The following is a 20,629-nucleotide window of genomic DNA, read 5'->3' on the forward strand; positions in this document are numbered from 1 at the left end:
CGAGGAAAGTACAGATGTCGACCTATCGGGCTTATCAGGTCACCGGTCAACGCGATTTCGCCCTCGTCGAGCGTGAACTCACACCACCCGCACCCGGTCACGTCCGGGTGCGGGTGCTCAGCTGCGGCGTCTGCCACAGCGATGTCTTGGCAGTCGAAGGGCTCCGCCCCGCCCCGGAACAGCCGGTCGTACCCGGTCACGAGATCGTGGGCATCGTCGACGCGGTCGGCGACGGCGTGACCAGCTGGACCCCGGGCGACCGCGTCGGTCTGGGGTTCCTCGGCGGCCAGTGCAACGAGTGCGAGTCCTGCCGTCGAGGCGATTTCGTCAATTGCACCGACCAGCCGCAGCCGGGAACCACCGAGGACGGCGGCTATGCGGAGATCGTGTACGCCCGCGCGACCGGCCTGGTCCGCATTCCCGACCAACTGGACGCCAACACCGCCGCGCCCCTGCTGTGTGCGGGCATCACCACGTTCAACGCGCTGCGCGCGACGGCGGCAGCACCGGGAGCCTTGGTCGCGATCCAGGGCATCGGCGGCCTGGGACACCTCGGCGTGCAGTACGCCAAGAAACTCGGCTACCGCGTGGCGGCCATCGCGCGCGGACCGGAAAAAGCAGAGCTGGCAACCACTCTCGGCGCAGACCACTACATCGACAGTTCAGCCGAGGATCCGGGCGCGGCGTTGACCGCGCTGGGTGGCGCGGCAGCCGTCATCGCCACCGCGGCGAGCGGCGCCTCGATGAGCCCGCTGATCTCCGGTCTACGTCCACACGGGCAACTCGTCGTCGTCGGGGCGGCGCCGGATCCGATCGAGGTCAACACCGCCGACCTGATCTTCGGCGGGCGCAGCATCATCGGCAGCCTCACGGGGTCGGCCATCGAGAACGAGGACAACCTGGCGTTCAGCGCAGCAACCGGCGTCACCCCGATGGTCGAGGTGATGCCGTTCGACGAGGCACCAAAAGCCTACGACCGCATGATGTCCGGGCAGGCACGTTTCCGGGTCGTCCTCGACGTGGCAGGGTCACGGCGGTGACGCGCCGCAGTTCGGTCGTCGAGCACCTGAACCGACGGCTTCAGATCGCGCTGCCCGACGACTACGACCGGGCCCGGAGCCGCTACGAGACACTGGTTCCCGTGGTCGACCTTGCCGCCTACGGCGCCGCATCGGACTGGGACGAGGTGATCACTTTGGCGAAACACCTAGCCCCGCACGGTTTCATGCGTTACTTCAGCACCGACGTCACGACTGCGATGACGCACTCCGGTTCGGCATGGCGTGCCTGCGAGTACCTGATGGGCAATCACACCATTGCCGAACGCATGTACCGTCACGACCCGGCGGTCATGCTGCACGCCCCGTTGCGCACCCTGCTCTACGCCGGGCCGCACGGGACCGTGCTGGCAGTCGACCAGCCCAGCCTGCTGTTCGACAGCTACCACAACCCGGAGATCGCAGCTGTCGGCCGCGAACTCGACGGGTTGCTGGCGACGCTGATCGAACTGCTCGACGGCGACGTCCCGGCTCAGCTGCGTTAGTGGCGTTCAGGGTTTCCGCACCGCACCGAGGAGATACTGGTCGAGCGGTGCTAGCGGGTCGTTGGCCGCAGGCACCGTCGGCATCGGGGTGAAACCGGCCCTGGCGAACTCGCTGCGCCACTCGTCACGGGTCAGCAGGATCCGGTCGGTGCCTGCGCGCACGTCGGTCAGGCCGACCTGCAGCTGACCGGCCCGTGGTGACATCAGGAAGTACACCGACGTCATCAAACAGCAGTGGGCCGTGCAGAGCTCGATCAGGAACACCGCGCCGCCGGGCCTGAGGATGCCGTGGATATCGCCGAGCGCACGTCCGATGTCTCGGGCGTTGTGCACGACGTTGGCCGCCACCACGATGTCGCACGGCGGCTGCTGCCCCAGATCGGTGTTGAGGTCGACGATTCCGAACGTCATCCAGGGCCGGTCGGCGAAGCGCTGTTGCGCGGCATTGAGGAAGAAGCTCGAGACATCGGTGAAGTGATACTCGACCGGCAGACCCGTGAGACCGCTGACGATCTCGTTGGTCATGCCGCCAACACCCGCACCGAGCTCCAGGATACGGACGGGAGACCGCTCGCCCATCAGCCGGCGCACGTGGCCTGAAACGGCCTCACGCACCCGCTGATTGAGGTGGCGGCTGATGACGTTGTCGCGGTAAAACGCGTCCGCGGTCGCGGTCGAGCCGTCCGGGAACAGCAGCTCCTGCACGCTGAGCCGGTCGGCGACAAGGTCGCTCAGCCGCTCGTTGGCCGCGGTGAGGAATTCCCCGAACAGACGCGGATAGCCGAGGTCCGTGCACACCGACACCAGATCGGGGCGAGTGGGCGCCGAGGGTGGCCGTAACCGGCGGTACCCGTCGGCTTCCCGGCCGACGTGACCGCGGGTGACCAATTCGTGCAACCACTGCCGCAGAATCCAGCGGTGGCGCTGGGCAATCTTGAGCCGATCGGCGATCTCCGCCGTGCCGTGCACATCACCGTCCCCCAGTACCGGATCGAGCATGCGCCATACCGCAGCCAGCCCGAACAGATCCAGATCGGCCCGTGCCGAGGGGATTCCGTCCAGGTCGAGCTCGGCCTGGGTGGCTGTCACCGCACGCGCAGGTTCAGCCGGTACGACCGTCGCCGGATCGACTCCAGCCGCCACCCAGCCCATCACGTCGTCAAGCGTCGCCCCACCGAGGAGCTCGGAAACTGCTACTTCACAGCGGAATTCGGTCTTGATGCGGCGCCGCAGCTGCAGCGCGTTCAGCGAGTCCAGGCCGACCGCCACGAGCGGCTCGGTGCTGTCCAACGCCTGCGGATCATCGATCCCGATCACCTCGGCGAACATCTGCAGGAGCCGCTCCCGCGTGCCCGACACGTCGTGGGCCGCTGCCTGTTCTGCCGGCTCCGCCAGGACCGACAGGGTAGGTCCGTAGCCGAGCAGGCCGAATGCGGACCGGGCCCGATCGACATCGAACGCCGCGACGGCGGCGGTGGCCGGCAGCCGGCTCAGCCCGAGTTCGATGGCAGCGTCCGAAGACATTGCGCGGTAGCCGATCTCGGCCAGGTTGGCGAGCTCGGCGTGATCACGCCCCTCGAACACCGCCCACTGCCCCCACTGCACCGATACGCAGTCTCGTCCCTCGGCGCGCAGAAGTTGAGCGGACGCGTCCAACAGCCGGTTCGCCGCGGCATACACGATCTTTCCCCGGCCGCCCAGCACCGACGCCATGGACGAGCACAGCAGTATCCGTGCCTCGCCGGACAACGGAAGGGCTTCCAGGACGCGGGAAAACCCGACCGCCTTGCCGCGCAATCCCCGTGTGATCTGCTCGACGGACAAGCCGGCCAGGTCGGTGTCGCCCGTGCCATCGGCGTCCATCACCGCGTGCACCAGCAGATCGACCGGATTGTCACGAAGATCGCAGGCCAGCCGGGCTACCGCGTCGGCATCGGTCACATCGCAGGCGATCACCTGCACATCAACGGATTTGGGCAGCCGCCGGAGGCGTTCACCGATCACGGCCGAGTTTCCGGAGCGGCTGACCAACGTGATGCGACCTGCGCCGGCCCGGGCTGTGTACTCGGCGAACTCCATTCCCACCGCGCCGGTGCCACCGGTGATGAGGACGTGCCGTTCTGTCAGCGGGATGTCTGCCGGAGTGGGCGCGAGTTCGGCGATCCGCTTGGCGTAGAGGCTGCCGTCACGCATCGCGAGTTCGGGCTCGTCCGCGGTGTGCAACGCGGCGACGATCGCCGACGCATCCGCGCTTGTCGGGAGGTCCAGGTGCCGGAACGCGATGTCGGGATACTCACCGCCGATGCACCGGAACCCGGCCGCGAGCGCGGCGCCCACAGGATCCGGTGGTCCGTCGTCGGCCCGGACATGTTCACCGCCGACGGTGACCAACCAGTAGTCCTTGAGCCCAGCGTGCGGCGGGAACCACCAAGACCGGCCGGCGAAGAACTCGCAGACCTGCGCGACTGCGGCATCGGCGCTCAGCCGCTCGTACGCCGGCTGCAGCACGACGAGAGAATCGACGCCTTCGGCATCCGCCGGGTCGGTGATCAGCCGTGCCGAAAGCTCCTGCTGCTCGGCATGAGCCTGCAGCGCTGCGGCCAGGTCCGCGCACGCACCCGTGTGATCGACGATGCCGAGGCTGCGAGGCGCGACCATCGACCGCCGGCCCAACACCTGCCATTGTTCGACGAGCACCTGTGCCCGTACGTCCGGCACGCGTTGGGCTCGCGGCGCCGGAGCGGCCTGCGGCGCCGCGAAGCCGTCGTGGGGCAACCACAGTGGCAGCTCGTTCATCTGGGTGTTGGGAAAGTCAAGCAGCGGAAGCGGCATGGCCGCATTCGATTCCGTGCGCAATGCGTCCCAGCGGTAGTCGATGTCGCCGACCGCGAGCGTGGCGAGGTTGCGGGTGAACTCCGTCAGATCCTGCGCGTCGCGCTCAGATGTGCCGACCACAGCGGCTTGCGCCAGCAGCGCACCGAGATTCTCCTCGATCGCGAGTTGCAGTGTCGGGTGCTCGGCAAGTTCGACGAAGACATCGGCTCCGCGCGTGACGGCCGCGGCGATCGCCCGGTCGAACCGGACGGTGTTGCGCAGATTCCAGAACCAGTAGTCGGCGACCGCGACATCGGACGTCACCCGGTCCCCCAGCGTCGCACCGATGAGTTCGATACTGCTGTCGAGGAATTCGCGGTGGTGCAGGCGCCCGCGGACGGCTCCGACGACTTCGTCGTGTAGCCGGCTGACGGCGTTGGTGTGTGCCGGGTAACTCACCGGGATCACGCGCGTGAACATACCGCGCCCGGTGAGGGTGTCAACGGCAGCCTGAACGGTGTCGCGCTCGCCCGAGATACCCACCATGTGGGGAGAATTCACCACCGACACCTGTGCCCAGCCGGCCTGGCGGGCCAGCACCGCTTCACACTCGTCGCGGTCGGTGGCCGCGACAGCCATCGCATAGGCATCCGAGGCGATCGTCTCGGCCGCGCGGGCACGGGTGCCGAGAACAAGCGCTGCGTCCTCAAGGGTCATCTTCCCCGCCAGGTACGCCGCCGCGATCTCACCCTGGCTGTGCCCCACCGCGACATCGGCGTCGACGCCGAACGAACGCCACATCGCGCCGAGCGAGATCATCTGCATGAACAGCGCGGACTGCACCACAGTGGTGTCGCCGGTCTCGGTCGTGCCGAGCAGATAGTCCAATGCCGATTCATCGAACAGCTCTCGGAATACCCGGTCACAGCGCTCTGCTTCGGCTCGATAGGCCGGAACACGGTGGTAGAACAGGGCGCCCATGCCGGGGCGCTGGCTGCCTTGCCCGGGCAACACGTAGGCGACGCGGCGGGCCGCCGCGGGGCCGTCCGAACGCACCACCGCGGGGTGGGTGCGGCCGTCGACAATCGCCCGAAGGGCGTCGAGGAGATCGTGGTGGCCCGTGACCATCGACAAGGCACGGTAGCGCCGCGGCAGCCGGGTTCGAAACAGCATGTCGGCCACGCGTTGCGGCGGCGCGGCGGGATGGTCGTGCAGATACGACGTCAACGCGGCCGCCTCGGCGCGGAGCAGACCAGACGTGTCGGCCGACAGCAGAACCGGAATGCTCCCGTCAGGGAGTCGGTGCTCAGAAATCGTCCCGCTCCTCTCGTACCGGCATGCCGATGACGGTGTGTGCGTTGACCCCGCCTGCGCCGTACGACGACACGGCCCCGTACCTGTTGCCGTTCCTGGGTTCCCACGGCTGCAACCCCGTGGCCAGCCTCAGGCTGGATCGCTCCCAATCCACCTGCGTCGTGGGGTTTTCGGTGAACAGCGACGCGGGGATCTGGCCGTGCCAGCCTGCGAGCAGCACCTTGATCACGCCGAGCATTCCTGCCGCGGCCTGGGCATGGCCGATGTTCGATTTCGACGATCCGACGTAGGCTTTCGATCCGGCAGCACCGTAAGTGCTTGCCAGCGCCGTGAGTTCGGCCCGATCACCGGCGCGGGTCGCGGTCCCGTGCCCTTCGATCATGCCGACGTCTGCGGCATCGATGCCCGCAGCCTCGACCACCCGGCGGATCAGTGCGGCCTGGGCGTCTGCGCGCGGTGTCAGGATCGCCTTCCCTTTGCCGTTGTGGTTGTAGTGGCTGGCGAGGATGCGGCCGAAGACCCGGTGCCCCTGGCGCCGGGCCCGCGACTCACGCTCGACCACGACGAGCCCCGCGCCCTCGCCCCACAGCGTGCCGGTGGCGTCGTCGGCATACGCGCGGCAATGCCCGTCGGCGGCAAGGGCATTGTGTTTGGCGAAGTCGTAGATGATGGCGGGTGAGCCCATGACGCACACTCCGCCGGCCAGCGCCCAATCACACTCGTCGTTGCGGACCGATGCCGCTGCCAGGTGCAGCGCGGTCAGCGACGACGCGCACGCGGTGTTGATCGTCACCGACGGACCGGCCAGGCCGAGGGCATGCGATACCCGACCGGCGATACTGTCGGTGACCAGACCGACTGTGCGATACCCGCTGTACTCGTCGGCCCGCGACGCGAACGGCCCGTACTCCGTCGGGTACGCGCCCACGAAGCAACCGGCTTCCTCCCCGTCGAGCGCGGCGGCGTTGATGCCGGTGTTCTCCACCGCCTTCCACGCCATCTTCATCGCAAGGCGGATCTGCGGGCTGGTGACACTGGCTTCGACCTGGCCGATGTTGAAGAACGCCGGGTCGAACGCGCCGGGGTCGTCGAGAAAGCCACCGGCGTCACAGATGTCGGCCCAGCCCTCGATTCGCGACAGCGACATCATGTCGTCGAGCGGCCAGCCTCGGTCGCGGGGCAACGGGCCGATCAGTTCCCGGGATTGACTCAACGCGGACCAGTAATCCGCCGGGGTGTCGACACCGCCCGGCGCGGCGACCGACATGCCCGACACGACGATGTGGTCGGTGTCTTCTGGTGCGGCCACGGCCCTCATCGTCGAACCTCGTTCTCCGACAAGAGTTCCCGGATCGCCTCGATCTCGTCGGTGAGGAAGAAGTGCCCGCCGTCGAACATCGTGACCTCGACGTCGTCGCTGTGTTCGCGCCAGCCGTGCAGGTCGGCCATCGTGACGATCGGATCCTGGGCACCACCGAGGACACGGATAGCAGCGGACACCCGGGTTGCCGGAGCACACCGATATGACTCCGCGGCACGATGATCGGCTCGCAGGACCGGGAAAGACATCTTGACGATCTCCGGATCGGCAACGACGTCGGCGTTGGTGCCGCCGAGGAACTTCACGTGCTCCAACAGGCCGTCGTCGTCGGTCGGGGCCGGGGGCTTGTCGGCCAACCGATGTGGCGCGACGGCGGCGACCACGGTCAACTGGCGGACCTTGACTCCGGTAGACTCGGCAATCCGGGCGAACTCGAACGAGATGTGCGCACCCATGCTGTGGCCGAAGGTCATCACGGGCACACCGCAGTTGTATTCGGACACTTCGAATTCCGCGAAGGCGCCGGCTGCGATGTCGGGCAGTGTCGTCAGCGGCGGTTCACTCGCACGATCCTGTCTGCCCGGATACTGGAACGCGATGACGTCGAAGTGCGTGCTCAGTGCTTTCGACAACTGGCGATACCACGACGCTCCCGCGCCGGCATGCGGAAAGATCAGCAGCGGTTGCCGTGCGACCGTGTCGGAGTTGTGGAACTTCCTTATCCATCCTTGTTTTTGCCGCACGATAGTCCCCCACTCTCGTATGGATGTGTGCGCGCACGCCCAACCCGATGCGCTGTCAGCTCAGGGTCACAAAATGGCGCGTATGATGAATTATGTTGCGATACAGCTAATTTGGCTGACGTGACGTCAAGGTGGAGAGCATCCGGTGCGACCGTCACCGGCCGGGAACCCCGGCACCACTGGCGCGAAGTGTCGAGGCGTTGGTCTTGTTCGAACTTTCGCCACGTTGAATCAGGCTAGCCTAACCTTCGCTTTCGTGTAGCCCTTCCCTCAAATGTCGTACACACCGAATGCAAATGAAACGGTCCCCGACCGTGTCGGGGACCGTTTCGTCAGCTGTGCGGAGGACCGAGGTCAGCAGCCCTTGAGCCGGACCGCCAGATAGTCGGAGACCTTGTCGATCGCGACGCGCTCCTGCGTCATGGCGTCGCGCTCACGGATCGTGGCAGCGCCGTCCTCCAACGAATCGAAGTCGACCGTCACGCAGAACGGCGTACCGATCTCGTCCTGGCGACGGTAGCGGCGGCCGATCGCCCCGGCGTCGTCGAACTCGACGTTCCAGCTCTTGCGCAACTCGGCCGCCAGGTCGCGGGCCTTCGGCGACAGGTCGGCATGCCGCGACAGCGGCAACACCGCGGCCTTGACCGGGGCCAGCCTCGGATCGAGTTTGAGCACGGTGCGCTTGTCCACCCCGCCCTTGGCGTTGGGCGCCTCGTCCTCCGTGTAGGAATCGACCAGGAACGCCATCAGCGAGCGGGTCAGCCCGGCCGCCGGCTCGATGACGTACGGCACGTAACGGGTGTCACTGGCCTGGTCGTAGAAGGACAGGTCGACGCCGGAATGCTTTGCGTGCGTGGACAAGTCGAAGTCGGTGCGGTTGGCGATGCCTTCAAGCTCACCCCACGGGTTGCCGGCGAAGCCGAACTTGTACTCGATATCGGTGGTACCGGCGCTGTAGTGCGACAGCTTCTCCAGCGGGTGTTCGAAGAGCCGGAGGTTATCCGGGTCGATGCCCAGGTCGATGTACCACTGCAGCCGCGTGTCGATCCAGTACTTGTGCCACTCGGGCGCGGTCGAGGGCTCGACGAAGAACTCCATCTCCATCTGCTCGAACTCGCGCGTACGGAAGATGAAGTTGCCCGGCGTGATCTCGTTGCGGAAGCTCTTGCCGATCTGACCGATGCCGAACGGCGGCTTCTTGCGCGCGGTGGTCACCACGTTGGCGAAGTTGACGAAGATGCCCTGCGCGGTCTCGGGCCGCAGGTAGTGCAGACCTTCCTCGCTCTCGATCGGGCCGAGGTAGGTCTTGAGCATCATGTTGAAGTCACGCGGCTCGGTCCACTGGCCCTTGGTGCCGCAGTCGGGGCAGACGATCTCGTCCATCGGCACCGCATCGGGGTCATCGAGACCCTTCTTCGCCGCGTACGCCTCCTGCATGTGGTCCTGCCGGTGACGCTTGTGGCAGTTCAGGCACTCCACGAGCGGGTCGTTGAACACGTCGACGTGACCGGAGGCCACCCACACCTGCCGCGGCAGGATGATGGCGCTGTCCAGGCCGACCACATCGTCACGGCCGGTGACCACCGAACGCCACCACTGGCGCTTGATGTTCTCCTTGAGCTCGACACCGAGTGGCCCGTAATCCCACGCCGACTTCGTGCCGCCGTAGATTTCGCCGGACTGATAGACCAGACCACGGCGTTTGGCCAGGTTCGCAACGGTGTCGATGATGGATGCCACGGTGCAACAGAGTAGCGACCGAGGACCGGGCACTGATAATCCGGCGCATGGGCCACAACAGTTGACATGCAATATTGCGCATGTATTCTGACGGCATAATGAAAACGATTTCCAGTTTAGCCGACGAGCAGCACGACGACGCACACCAGCACGCGAGCGCTCCGGCTCCGGAACTGCCGCCGCGCGAGATTCTGGACACCGCCGGCGAACTGCTGCGCGCGCTGGCAGCGCCCCTGCGGATCGCGATCGTGCTGCAACTCCAACAGTCCGGTCGATGCGTGCACGAGCTCGTCGACGCGCTCGGCGTGCCCCAGCCGCTGGTCAGCCAGCACCTGCGCATTCTCAAGCAGGCCGGCGTGGTGTCCAGTGAACGGGCCGGACGCGAGGTGCTCTACCAACTCGTCGACCACCACCTGGTCCACATCGTCGTCGACGCCGTCGCCCATGCCAGCGAGGACAGGCGGTGACGGGCGCGGTCCGGTCCACCCGCCAGCGCGCGGCCATCGCCGACCTGCTGGGCGAGATCGAAGAGTTCCGCTCCGCGCAGGAACTGCACGACGAGCTGCGCCGCCGAGGCCAGGGCATCGGCCTGACCACGGTGTACCGCACCCTGCAGGCCATGGCGAACTCTGGCGTGGTGGACACGCTGCGGACCGACACCGGCGAATCGGTGTACCGACGCTGCTCCGAGCACCATCACCACCATCTGGTGTGCCGGTCCTGCGGCTCGACCGTCGAGGTGGACGGGGGTGCTGCGGAGGTGTGGGCCGATCAGGTCGCGGCCGAGCACGGCTTCTCTGACGTCAGCCACACCATCGAGATCTTCGGGGTGTGCGGCGAATGCGAGGGGTCAGCCGGCTAGATCCCGCGCCAACGCCAGCACGGTGTGCCCGGTCAGCGGCGCCAGCTCGATGTCACCGGGCGCGTGCGCGTCGATCCACGTCATCTCCTCGATCTCGGCGGCCGGGTGTGGTTCCCCGTCGAGGTCGACCAGGTAGAGCTGCGCATCGACGACGTGGCCGGGCTCGTTGGCCGCGACGGCACGGTGATGCCCGAGCGGGCGCACCGTCGACACGTCGAAACCGGTGCCGAGTTCCTCGGCCACCTCACGGGCCAGCGCCTGCAGCGGCTCCTCGCCCGGCTCGATCTTGCCGCCCGGCTGCATGAACGACGTCGTGCCGCGTTTGCGGACCACCAGCACATGGTTGCGCTCGTCGAGCACGACAGCCGCCACGATGCGGAGCACCTGCGCGGTCACGACATCAGATCCCGACGCACGTCGGCACCCGTGGCCAGCACCATGAGGATCAGTGTGCGCAGCGCATCGTCGGTGAGCCCGGCAGCCGGGAAGTTGTACCGCAGCATCACGTCGGCAACCTTCTTCGCCGGCCGCTTGCGTGCCGCGTTCTTGGGCGTGGCACCGTTGGTCGGCGTCTCGACCAGTTTCTCCACCAGCACGACCGTGCCCAGCATGGTCTTACTGGCATGGGCCGAAACCCGCTCACGGATCTTGCTGTTGAGCGGCAGATCCCACGCCAGCGGCTGCGTCAGCGACACCATCTCCAGACCTTCGGCGATGGCGACCACCCGCACGGAGGCCACCGAGCCGTCGACCGTGACCGTCAGTGCGCCGTCGTCCTCCTCGACGACCGACATCACCTCACCGAGCGCCGCGGACAACCGCTGCAGCAGATTGGTCATCAGGCCCGTCCGAAGCGACGGTTGCGGTTCACGTATTCCTCGCACGCCGCCCACAGGTCACGCCGGTCGTAATCCGGCCAGAGCTTGTCCTGGAACACGAACTCGGCGTACGCGGCCTGCCACAACAGGAAGTTGCTCGCCCGCTGCTCACCGGACGTCCGGATGAACAGATCCACGTCCGGGATGTCGGGCCGGTGCAGATGCTTGGCGAACGAGGCCTCGCTGATACGGCTGGGATTGAGCTTGCCTTCGGCCGCTTCTTCGGCGAGGGCGCGCGCGGCCTCCACGATCTCGGTGCGGCCACCGTAGTTCACGCAGTAGTTGACCGTGATGACGTCGTTGCCGACGGTCATCTGCTCGGCGATGTCGAATTCCTTGATGACGCTGCGCCACATCCGGGGCCGTGACCCGACCCAGCGCATGTTGACGCCCATGGCGTCGAGGTTCTCGCGGCGGCGCCGCACCACCTCACGGTTGAAGCCCATGAGGAACCGGACCTCTTCGGTGCTGCGCTTCCAGTTCTCGGTGGAGAACGCGTACACGCTCAGGTGCTTGATGCCGAGTTCGATGGCGCCGCAGGTGATGTCGATGAGCACGGCCTCGCCCATCTTGTGCCCCTCGGTGCGGCCTAGCCCCCGTTGGGTGGCCCAGCGGCCGTTGCCGTCCATCACCACCGCGACGTGGTTGGGCACCTGGTCGGCCGGGATCTCCGGCGGCACGGCCTTCGACGTGTGCTGCGGCGGCCGGGAGAATCTGCCGTTGGTGTTCGGCGGCAGCTCGGGAAAGACGACCGGCCAGGTCGACTTGTCCGGGAACGTCGGATAGTCGTCAGGCGCCGGGGGCAGCTGCGGGTAAGTGGTCTGCTTGTCCCGTTTTAATGCCATGTGCCATATCCTGCCTGACCAGCGCAGCCCGCTGATCGGCGACCGTCCGATCGATCCGGTACGCCCGCTCCACCAGAGGCAACGTGCGCAACTGACGTTCCAGGTGCCATTGCAGATGGGCGGCGATGAGCCCGCTGGCCTGACTGCGGTGCCCCGCCGCCGTCGACTCGGCGTACTCCCAGTCGCCGTCGTGCAATGCCGTCATGAGGTCGAGCACCACCTGCGGCGGGGTGCTGGAGCCGCTGGGCCTGCAGTGCACACAGACGCTGCCGCCCGCCGCGACGTGAAAGGCCCGGTGCGGGCCGGGCGCGGCGCACTTGGCGCACTCGGTCAGTGCGGGCGCCCACCCGGCGACCCCCATGGCCCGCAACAAATAGGAGTCGAGCACGAGTTCCCGGGCCCGACGGCCGTCTGCCACTGCGCGCAGCGCGGCCACCGTGAGCTTGTGCAGCGCGGGCATGGGCGCCCGCTCCTCGCCCGCCAGCCGCTCGGCGGTCTCCAACATCGCGCACGCACTGGTGTAGCGCCCGTAGTCGCTGACGATGTCGGCCGCAAACGCGTCGATGGCCTGCACCTGCGTGACGATGTCGAGATTGCGGCCCGGGTGCAGCTGGACGTCGATGTGGGCAAAAGGCTCCAGCCGGGCGCCGAACTTACTGCGGGTACGCCGCACTCCCTTGGCCACCGCGCGCACCAAACCGTGGTCGCGGGTGAGCAAGGTGACGATCCGGTCGGCCTCGCCGAGCTTGTGCTGGCGCAGCACCACCGCCCGGTCCCGGTACAGCCGCATCTGAACAGTCTCGCACCGCACCGTGACAGATGCCGGTAGCGCACCGCCGATATCCTCGGAAGTGATGGGCAAATCTACGGCGTTCCACTCGGCATTTCCCACTTTCCCCACCCTGACCAATCAGCTGTACCAACTTGCCAGTGGCACCGTCACCTCCGAGGAACTGGTTCGCCGGTCCTTGGACGCCATCGCCGCCAGCCAGTCGACCCTCAACGCGTTTCGCGTGGTGCTCACCGAGCAGGCGCTGGCCGACGCCGTCCGGGCCGACCGGGCCCGGGCCGCCGGCAAGCAACTTCCCCTGCTGGGGATCCCCATCGCCGTCAAGGACGACGTCGACGTCGCGGGCGTGCCCACCCGATTCGGGACCGACGCCGGCGTTCCGCCTGCCACCGCCGATGCCGAAGTGGTGCGCCGACTGCGCGCAGCGGGCGCGATCATCGTCGGCAAGACCAATACGTGCGAGCTCGGGCAGTGGCCGTTCACCGGCGGGCCGCAGTTCGGTCACACCCGCAATCCGTGGTCACGCAAGCACAGCCCCGGCGGCTCTTCGGGCGGCAGCGCGGCCGCTGTCGCCGCGGGCCTGGTGGCCGCGACCATCGGTTCCGACGGCGCGGGCAGCGTCCGGATCCCGGCAGCATGGACCCACCTGGTCGGCATCAAACCGCAGCGCGGCCGCATCTCGACCTGGCCGCTGCCGGAGGCGTTCAACGGGATCACGGTCAACGGCGTCCTGGCCCGGACCGTCATGGATGCGGCCCTGGTGCTCGACGCGGCCTCCGGCAACGTCGAAGGAGACCTCCACAAACCGCCGCCGATCCAAGCTGCCGAGTGCGTCGGGCGGGCACCCGGCGCCCTGCGCGTGGCCATGTCGACGAAGTTTCCGTTCACGGGCTTCCGGGTGAAACTGCATCCGGAGATCAAGACCGCCCTACAGACCGTTGCCACGCAGCTCGGCGAGCTCGGCCACACCGTGGTGGCCAAGGATCCCAATTACAGCCTGCGGATGTCGTGGAACTTCTTGTCGCGGTCCACCGCGGGCCTTTTGGACTGGGCGGAGCGGCTGGGCGAGCCCGGCTATGACGGACATGTCGGTGTCGACTACGACGAACGCACCGTGACCAACATGCGCATCGGCCGGTTGCTGTCCGAGAACGTGCTGCGCAAAGCCCGCGTCCAGGAAGCCGAAATCCAGCGGCGGATCGGATGGATCTTCAACCTCGTCGACGTGATCATCGCGCCGACCACAGCCCAACCGCCCCCGCTCACACACGAATTCGACCGTCGCGGTTGGTACGCCACCGAGCGCAGCGCGATTCGGTACTGCCCCGTCACGTGGCCGTGGAATCTGCTGGGCTGGCCGTCGATCAGCGTGCCCGCGGGGTTCACGTCCGACGGCCTGCCCATCGGTGTCCAGCTGATGGGCCCGGCCAACAGTGAGCCGCTGTTGATCTCGCTGGCCGCCGAATTGGAGGCCGTCACCGGCTGGGCCGCGCATCAACCCGAAGCCTGGTGGGGCACCGGCCATGCGGCGCTTCCCCTCGAGCTGACCAACGGCGAGTGCACCGACGACGTAGCACGAGCGGCCGCGGCAGTTAATACCCGACAGGGCACCTGAAAGGGCCGGGAATCACCAAACCTCCGGGCACATCATCCCCAGCAAACGGGATCGGGTAGTCAGGTACTCTATCCGGCCCGCCCGCGGCTTCTTAGCGTTGAGGCACAGGCGGTGCGGGCTGTCGGGCCGCCTTCAAATTCACCTGGAGGCTCGCATGGCAACCAAGAATCCTGCACGGCTCGCATCGGCCGCAGCCGTCCTGGCGACGGCCATCGTCATACCGACGCCAGCTCAGGCCGACCCGCTCCCGTACGGTCCTGACACCTGCATCCAGGGCTATGTGTGGCGCGAAGCGAGGACGGGCGACACCGTGTGCGTCACCCCGGACATCCGCGCGACGGTCAAGCAGCAGAACGCGAACCCCGGCGCGAACAAGGATCCCAACGGCGCATACGGACCACAGAGCTGCGCACAGGGTTTCGTCTGGCGTGAGGCGTTCGACGGCGACACGATCTGCGTCACACCGGATTTCCGTCAGCAGATGTTCGACGACAACGCCGCGGCGGCGTCCCGTAAGGCAGCCAATGCTCCCAAGCCGACGCCCCAAGCAAGCCAGTCGACGATCGTGCTGGAGGTAACCGGGGCCGGGGAGGTGTACTCGATCTGGTCGATTCCGTTCAACCAGGTGGCGGGCGACCACACCAAGATCCCGTTCAGCAAGAGCTATCCGCTCCCCGCAGACGAGGATTACGTTTCGCTCACCTGGACCAGCCGCGACGACCAGCAGAAGGGCTGCCGGATCACCGTGGACGGCAAGGTCGTGGTCGAGAAACCGGTGGGCACCGCGGACACCTGCGTGTTCACCCGGTGAGGATCAGAAACCCAGACGTCCCAGCTGCTTTGGGTCACGCTGCCAGTTCTTGGCGATCTTGACCCGCAGGTCGAGATAAACCTTTGTGCCGAGCAGCTTTTCGATCTGGGTGCGGGCGGCGGTGCCCACCTCGCGCAACCGGGCACCGCCCTTGCCTATCACGATGCCCTTCTGACTGTCGCGCTCGACGTAGAGAATCGCATGGACGTCGATGAGGTCGTCCCGGCCCTCGCGCGGCTCGACCTCTTCGATCACCACGGCCAGGGAGTGCGGTAGTTCATCACGCACGCCTTCGAGCGCGGCCTCGCGGATGAGTTCGGCCATCAGCACTTCTTCGGGCTCGTCGGTGAGTTCGCCGTCGGGGTAATAAGCCGGGCCCGGAGGAAGTTTGGCGACCAGCACGTCGGTGAGCACGTCGAGCTGCTCCCCCGCCGTGGCCGACACGGGCACGATGTCGGTGTCCGGGCCCACCAACTCACTGACCGCGAGCAGCTGTGCGGCGACCCGGTCTTTGGGCACCTTGTCGATCTTCGTCACGATCGCGATCAGGGTGGTCTTCGGTGCGACCGCGCGGATCTGTTGGTAGATCCACCGGTCGCCCGGGCCGATGCCCTCGTCGGCCGGAATGCACAACCCGATGACGTCGACCTCGGAATACGTGTCCTTGACCAGATCGTTGAGCCGTTGCCCCAGCAAGGTTCTCGGCCGGTGCAGGCCTGGCGTGTCGACCAGGATGATCTGGAAGTCCTCGCGGTGCACGATTCCGCGGATCGTGTGCCGGGTGGTCTGCGGACGGTTCGACGTGATGGCCACCTTGGAGCCCACCAGCGCGTTGGTCAGTGTCGACTTTCCGGTGTTGGGCCGGCCGACGAAACACACGAAGCCCGACCGGAATTCGGTCATACCGGGTTCCCCGCCCGGTCGGTCACGATCACGGCCGCGTCGGCAGACAGTTCCCGCACGGCCGCCACACCCGCGTCGTCGGCCGAGCCGCCGACGAGGACCGCGGCCTCGAGCCCGGTCGCACCACTGGACACCGCCGCGGCGACGGCGGCCTGCAACGCCGTCAACTGCAATGCTTGCAGGGACACCGGGGCGCCCGCATACGTGCGGCCGTCCTGATCCCGCACGGCGGCGCCGGAGCCGGCTTCGGCCCGGCCCATCGCGCCCCTGGCCAGCACCACCAGCTTGTTGTCCTCGGCATCGAGCTCAGTCGTCACTATCTGGGGTCTCCTGTTTCTCGGGTTCGGTCGGGCTGACGAGCACCGTGCCGATGCGCACCCTGCCACGGTGGTCGGGGCCACCCTCGGCGCGCAACTGCAGCCCGTCCCACGTCACCTGGGCGCCCGGCAGCGGTACGCGGCCGAGTTCATGAGCCACCAACCCACCGACGGTGTCGACGTCGAGATCCTCGTCGAGTTCCAGGCCGTACAGCTCGCCGAGATCTTCGATCGGAAGTCGCGCCGACACGCGAAACCGCCGCTCGCCCAGATCCTGCACGGGGACCACCTCGCCGGCGTCGTATTCGTCGACGATCTCGCCGACGATCTCCTCGAGCACGTCCTCGATGGTCACCAGACCGGCGATGGCCCCGTATTCGTCGACCAGCAGGGCCATGTGGTTGCGGTCTCGTTGCATCTCGTTGAGCAGCTCGTCGAGCGGTTTGGAGTCGGGTACGAACACCGCCGGTCGCATCACCTGCGCAACCGTGGTGTCGCGGCCGCCGTTCACCGAGTAGTACGTCTGCTGCACAAGATCTTTGAGATAGACGACACCCACGATGTCGTCGACGTTCTCCCCGACCACCGGTATGCGTGAATGCCCGCTGCGGACCGCCAACGACGTGGCCTGGCCCGCGGTCTTGTCGCTTTCGATCCAGACCATCTCGGTGCGGGGCACCATGACCTCGCGAGCCGGGGTGTCGCCGAGTTCGAACACCGACTGGATCATGCGGCGTTCCTCGTCGGCGACGACGCCGCGCTGCTGCGCCAGGTCGACGACCTCACGCAGCTCGATCTCAGAAGCGAACGGGCCGTTGCGGAATCCGCGGCCGGGGGTGAGTGCGTTACCGATCAACACCAGCAGCCGGCTGATCGGGGTGAGCAGCACCGAAATCGCCTGTAGCGGAAGCGCAGAGAACAACGCGATGGTGTAGGCGTTCTGCCTGCCGACGGTCCGCGGGCCGACCCCGATGGCCACGAAACTGGTCACCACCATGATCACCGCGGCGGTCACCAGTCCCCAGCTGACCCCGAGCCGTCCATCGAGGTAGGCCACCAACAACACGGTCGCGCTCACCTCGCACGTGATACGCAGGAGCACGACCAGGTTGATGTAGCGGGGCCGCTCCGCGACGACCCGCGCCAGCCGAGCGGCACCGGGACGTTCGTCGCGGACCATCTCGTCGATGCGCGCGATCGAGACCGTCGACAGTGCGGCATCGATGGCCGCGAACAACCCACCGAATGCGACCAGCACGATCGCGCCGATGAGCGGAGCGAGTCCGGTCACGGTTGGTCGAAGTATCGGGACTTGTCCAGCAGGCGCCGGTCCTGTTCGCTCTGCCGGTCGGCGTGATAGGCCTGCACCTGGTCGGCGACCCATTCCTCCAGCAGCTGGCGCTGCAGGGCGAACATCTCTTTCTCCTCGTCAGGTTCGGCGTGGTCGTAGCCCAGCAGGTGCAGCACCCCGTGCACCGTCAACAGCGCGAGCTCCTGCCCGAGCGAGTGGCCTGCCTTGGCGGCCTGCTGCTCGGCGAACTCCGGACACAGCACGATGTCGCCCAGCATCGCCGGCCCCGGCTCGGGTGAATCGGGCCTGCCGCCGGGCTCCAACTCGTCCATCGGGAAACTCATGACGTCGGTGGGGCCGGGCAGATCCATCCACCGCATGTGCAGATCGGCCATGGCCGCGCTGTCGACCAACACCATCGAAAGTTCGGCTGCCGGATGCACATCCATCTTTTCGATGACAAACCGGGCCACGCTGATCAGTTCGGTCTCCGAGACGTCGATACCCGACTCGTTGGACACCTCGATGCTCATGCGGTTCCCTCGCAGGCTCGGATCCCGCATGCCGTCTGTTGATTCGCTCCGCAAGCGTCGCTCATCGCCTGGGCCTCCCGGTCGACGAACGGCGCTGGGCCCGGTTGAGCAATGCCGGCTCCTCGTGTCGGGCGTAGGCGTCGACGATCTCGGACACCAGGCGGTGCCGCACCACGTCGGCGCTGGTGAGTTCGGAGAAATGGATGTCGTCGATGCCGTCGAGAATCTGCATGGCCGCGCGAAGGCCCGACGTCGCGCCACCCGGCAGGTCCACCTGCGTGACATCGCCCGTGACAACGACTTTCGAGCCGAACCCGAGCCGCGTGAGGAACATCTTCATCTGCTCGGCAGTGGTGTTCTGCGCCTCGTCGAGGATGATGAAGGCGTCATTGAGGGTGTTGTGCGTGAGCAGGAAATCCTCGGTGACATAGAGCGAGTCCTCGGCGGCGACGCTGATGCACACGGCTTCCTCGGTACCCGCAGGTTCGATTCGGTCGATGAACCGCATCGGCCGACCGCCACCCGTCTCGTCGTACTTCGCCACTTTGCGCGCCAACCGGAAGGGAGCAACTCCTGAGGGAAGGCGAATGTCGAGGATGTGCGCATTGCGCCCCTCGGCCTTGCGCGTACGCAGGTGGACGACACCGCCGAGCGATTCGACGAGAAAGATCACGTTGTCGCGCAGTTGATCGGACGCGGTCGTGTACTGGACCCGACAGGTTCGTCCCTGCTGCGTGACCGGCCCTCCACCGGTGTCGAGGAGGCCCTGCAGTACACCGAGCCGCACATCTGCCGTGTTGTAGAGATAGTCCGCGGGGATGAACTTGGATGCGGACAGTCCGAGTGCGTACGGGTCCATGGGCACGGGCCGCGATTCGAAGGCCACCGGCCCGTTCAGCATCGGCAGTTCGTACCGATGCTGGTGTGCACTGCGGAGATTGCCGATCATCTCCTTGGTCTCCAGAATCCGAGCCGGTTTGTTCCGGCGCCGGTCGGAAGCCGTGTACACCGCCCACAGGTGGTCACCGGACGCGAGCGTCGATGCGCCATCCTGGGTGTAGACGCGGTAGATCTCCTTGAAGCCTTGCGGGTACACGCCGGTCACCTCGGTGGGTGATCCGTCAGAGCCGATCACCAAATCGCCGACCTTGAGTTCGCCGATCGGGCGGAACCCACCGGGGGTCAGCACATTGGTGAACAGTGGTTGCGCTCGGCCACGCATGAAAGCCAGGGGCGCTACCTCGATCACCCCGGCGCTCAACAGGTTTGGGATGGCCTCGGGATCCATCATGTCGTGCAGCGCGTCGTAGAGCGGACGCAGGTACGGGTCGATCTTCTCGATCAGCGTGCCGGGCAGAAAGCCAAGCCGCTCACCGGCTTCCACCGCGGGCCGGGTCAGGATGATGCGGTTGACCTGTTTGGTCTGCAGCGCGTTGACGGCCTTGGCCATGGCCAGATACGTCTTGCCGGTGCCTGCCGGACCGATGCCGAACACGATGGTGTGCGCGTCGATCGCGTCGACGTAGCGCTTCTGGTTGAGCGTCTTGGGCCGGATGGTCTTGCCGCGGCGGCTCAGGATGTCGAGCGTGAGCACCTCGGCGGGCGACTCGTCGCCGCTGCCGTTGAGGATCGCGACACTGTGCCGGATCGCGTCAGGGGTGAGCGTCTGGCCGCTGGAGGCCACGGCCACCAACTCGGCGACGGCACGTTCGGCCAGTGCCACGTCGGCAGGCTCACCGGAAAAAGTGATTTCGTTGCCGCGCACATGGATGTCGGCGGCCAGGAGGCGTTCGAGGGCCCGCAGATTCCCATCAGCCGAGCCGAGCAGGCCCACGATGATGTCGGGCGGAACTGTGATGCTGCTGCGGACCGTTCCGGAGGGGGCCGACGAGTCAGCTGTCGTCTCGCGGGGCGTCACGTGGGGTTTCTTGCCTGCTTTCCGTGTTCTGGTTATGTGGTTCAGTTCAGTTTACCGCTGGTCAGCGACACGTCCCAATGGTTAAGCCCGCCATCACGGCAAAGGGCACCCCACGCCGGGGTGCCCTTTGCCGGTGCGATCGGATGATCAGTGGCTCTGGTGAACCGTGGTGTCCACGTGCGGGACGCTCACCTGCGGCCCGATCTGGTCGAGCCAGGTGTGGTGGTCGACGCCGGCCTGTGCCGGTGCCGCCAGGCCGACGACTGCAGCTGCGAAACCGCTGGCGATCATCGACGCAATTCCGAACTTCTTCATGGCGCTGCCCTCTTCTCCTATGTGCCCGGTGTGGTGTTTCGCGCCGGTCTACCGGGTTAAACACACAGGTCAGAGG

20 protein-coding genes are annotated in these 20,629 nt (G+C 66.8%); 6 read left to right on the forward strand and 14 right to left on the reverse strand.

The window, feature by feature from the left end; genetic code table 11:
- Positions 1–14 precede the first annotated feature (14 nt).
- A complete protein-coding gene (locus G6N67_RS37200) occupies positions 15–1,040 on the forward strand; it encodes an alcohol dehydrogenase catalytic domain-containing protein (RefSeq protein ID WP_036442870.1) in 1,026 nt (341 codons plus the stop codon).
- Positions 1,037–1,543 (forward strand): DUF302 domain-containing protein, encoded by a 507-nt coding sequence (locus tag G6N67_RS37205; protein ID WP_110798733.1) that lies wholly within the window; start codon positions 1,037–1,039, stop codon positions 1,541–1,543. The genes G6N67_RS37200 and G6N67_RS37205 overlap by 4 nt, the downstream gene beginning before the upstream one ends.
- A gap of 6 nt (positions 1,544–1,549) precedes the next feature.
- Here the strand turns inward: G6N67_RS37205 and nbtC are convergent, their stop codons facing one another.
- The 4 genes from nbtC to G6N67_RS37225 form a co-directional block, all read right to left on the reverse strand.
- Positions 1,550–5,671, reverse strand: coding sequence for a nocobactin polyketide synthase NbtC (gene nbtC / locus G6N67_RS37210; RefSeq protein ID WP_051579318.1), 4,122 nt, complete (start codon positions 5,669–5,671; stop codon positions 1,550–1,552).
- The gene (locus tag G6N67_RS37215) at positions 5,664–6,980 is read right to left on the reverse strand and encodes a beta-ketoacyl [acyl carrier protein] synthase domain-containing protein (protein WP_407663302.1); all 1,317 of its coding nucleotides are present in this window, start codon (positions 6,978–6,980) and stop codon (positions 5,664–5,666) included. The genes nbtC and G6N67_RS37215 overlap by 8 nt, the downstream gene beginning before the upstream one ends.
- 5 nt (positions 6,981–6,985) lie before the next feature.
- Positions 6,986–7,735 carry a thioesterase II family protein gene (locus G6N67_RS37220; RefSeq protein WP_036442863.1) on the reverse strand — a complete coding sequence of 250 codons (750 nt, stop codon included), beginning with the start codon at positions 7,733–7,735 and terminating at the stop codon, positions 6,986–6,988.
- A 354-nt stretch (positions 7,736–8,089) separates the two neighbouring features.
- On the reverse strand, positions 8,090–9,475 hold the full coding sequence (locus G6N67_RS37225; RefSeq protein ID WP_036442861.1) for a glycine--tRNA ligase: 1,386 nt from the start codon (positions 9,473–9,475) through the stop codon (positions 8,090–8,092).
- 98 nt (positions 9,476–9,573) lie between these two features.
- Between G6N67_RS37225 and G6N67_RS37230 the strand changes: the two genes are divergently transcribed.
- Positions 9,574–9,942, forward strand: coding sequence for an ArsR/SmtB family transcription factor (locus G6N67_RS37230; protein ID WP_036442859.1), 369 nt, complete (start codon positions 9,574–9,576; stop codon positions 9,940–9,942).
- On the forward strand, positions 9,939–10,337 hold the full coding sequence (locus tag G6N67_RS37235) for a Fur family transcriptional regulator (protein ID WP_036442856.1): 399 nt from the start codon (positions 9,939–9,941) through the stop codon (positions 10,335–10,337). The genes G6N67_RS37230 and G6N67_RS37235 overlap by 4 nt, the downstream gene beginning before the upstream one ends.
- On the opposite strand, the gene G6N67_RS37240 is transcribed toward G6N67_RS37235, so the two are convergent.
- Genes G6N67_RS37240 through recO form a run of 4 tightly spaced genes read right to left on the reverse strand, consistent with a single transcriptional unit; the run spans position 10,326 to position 12,850 of the window.
- Positions 10,326–10,733 carry an NUDIX hydrolase gene (locus G6N67_RS37240; protein WP_036442854.1) on the reverse strand — a complete coding sequence of 136 codons (408 nt, stop codon included), beginning with the start codon at positions 10,731–10,733 and terminating at the stop codon, positions 10,326–10,328. The genes G6N67_RS37235 and G6N67_RS37240 overlap by 12 nt on opposite strands.
- Complete coding sequence (locus tag G6N67_RS37245) at positions 10,730–11,176, reverse strand: hypothetical protein (RefSeq protein ID WP_036442853.1); 447 nt, start codon at positions 11,174–11,176, stop codon at positions 10,730–10,732. The genes G6N67_RS37240 and G6N67_RS37245 overlap by 4 nt, the downstream gene beginning before the upstream one ends.
- Positions 11,176–12,060 carry a decaprenyl diphosphate synthase gene (locus G6N67_RS37250; protein ID WP_036442851.1) on the reverse strand — a complete coding sequence of 295 codons (885 nt, stop codon included), beginning with the start codon at positions 12,058–12,060 and terminating at the stop codon, positions 11,176–11,178. The genes G6N67_RS37245 and G6N67_RS37250 overlap by 1 nt, the downstream gene beginning before the upstream one ends.
- Entirely contained in the window at positions 12,005–12,850 is an 846-nt protein-coding gene (gene recO, locus G6N67_RS37255) for a DNA repair protein RecO (protein ID WP_036443410.1), read from the reverse strand. Before recO ends, G6N67_RS37250 begins: the two co-directional genes overlap by 56 nt.
- Positions 12,851–12,914: 64 nt before the next feature.
- Between recO and G6N67_RS37260 the strand changes: the two genes are divergently transcribed.
- A complete protein-coding gene (locus tag G6N67_RS37260; RefSeq protein ID WP_036442849.1) occupies positions 12,915–14,465 on the forward strand; it encodes an amidase in 1,551 nt (516 codons plus the stop codon).
- Positions 14,466–14,619: 154 nt separating this feature from the next.
- A complete protein-coding gene (locus tag G6N67_RS37265) occupies positions 14,620–15,276 on the forward strand; it encodes a hypothetical protein (RefSeq protein ID WP_051579317.1) in 657 nt (218 codons plus the stop codon).
- 3 nt (positions 15,277–15,279) lie between these two features.
- Here the strand turns inward: G6N67_RS37265 and era are convergent, their stop codons facing one another.
- The 6 genes from era to G6N67_RS38905 form a co-directional block, all read right to left on the reverse strand.
- Entirely contained in the window at positions 15,280–16,179 is a 900-nt protein-coding gene (gene era / locus G6N67_RS37270) for a GTPase Era (protein ID WP_036442847.1), read from the reverse strand.
- Positions 16,176–16,439 carry a cytidine deaminase-like protein gene (locus tag G6N67_RS37275; protein ID WP_051579346.1) on the reverse strand — a complete coding sequence of 88 codons (264 nt, stop codon included), beginning with the start codon at positions 16,437–16,439 and terminating at the stop codon, positions 16,176–16,178. The genes era and G6N67_RS37275 overlap by 4 nt, the downstream gene beginning before the upstream one ends.
- A 46-nt stretch (positions 16,440–16,485) precedes the next feature.
- Entirely contained in the window at positions 16,486–17,787 is a 1,302-nt protein-coding gene (locus G6N67_RS37280) for a hemolysin family protein (RefSeq protein ID WP_036442843.1), read from the reverse strand.
- Positions 17,784–18,320 (reverse strand): rRNA maturation RNase YbeY, encoded by a 537-nt coding sequence (ybeY, locus tag G6N67_RS37285; RefSeq protein WP_036443404.1) that lies wholly within the window; start codon positions 18,318–18,320, stop codon positions 17,784–17,786. The genes G6N67_RS37280 and ybeY overlap by 4 nt, the downstream gene beginning before the upstream one ends.
- A 61-nt stretch (positions 18,321–18,381) precedes the next feature.
- A complete protein-coding gene (locus tag G6N67_RS37290) occupies positions 18,382–20,238 on the reverse strand; it encodes a PhoH family protein (RefSeq protein WP_036442841.1) in 1,857 nt (618 codons plus the stop codon).
- Positions 20,239–20,385: 147 nt separating this feature from the next.
- A complete protein-coding gene (locus G6N67_RS38905) occupies positions 20,386–20,553 on the reverse strand; it encodes a hypothetical protein (RefSeq protein ID WP_110798731.1) in 168 nt (55 codons plus the stop codon).
- Positions 20,554–20,629 lie beyond the last annotated feature (76 nt).

The organism is Mycolicibacterium mageritense (assembly GCF_010727475.1).
Classification (GTDB): Bacteria; Actinomycetota; Actinomycetes; order Mycobacteriales; family Mycobacteriaceae; genus Mycobacterium; species Mycobacterium mageritense.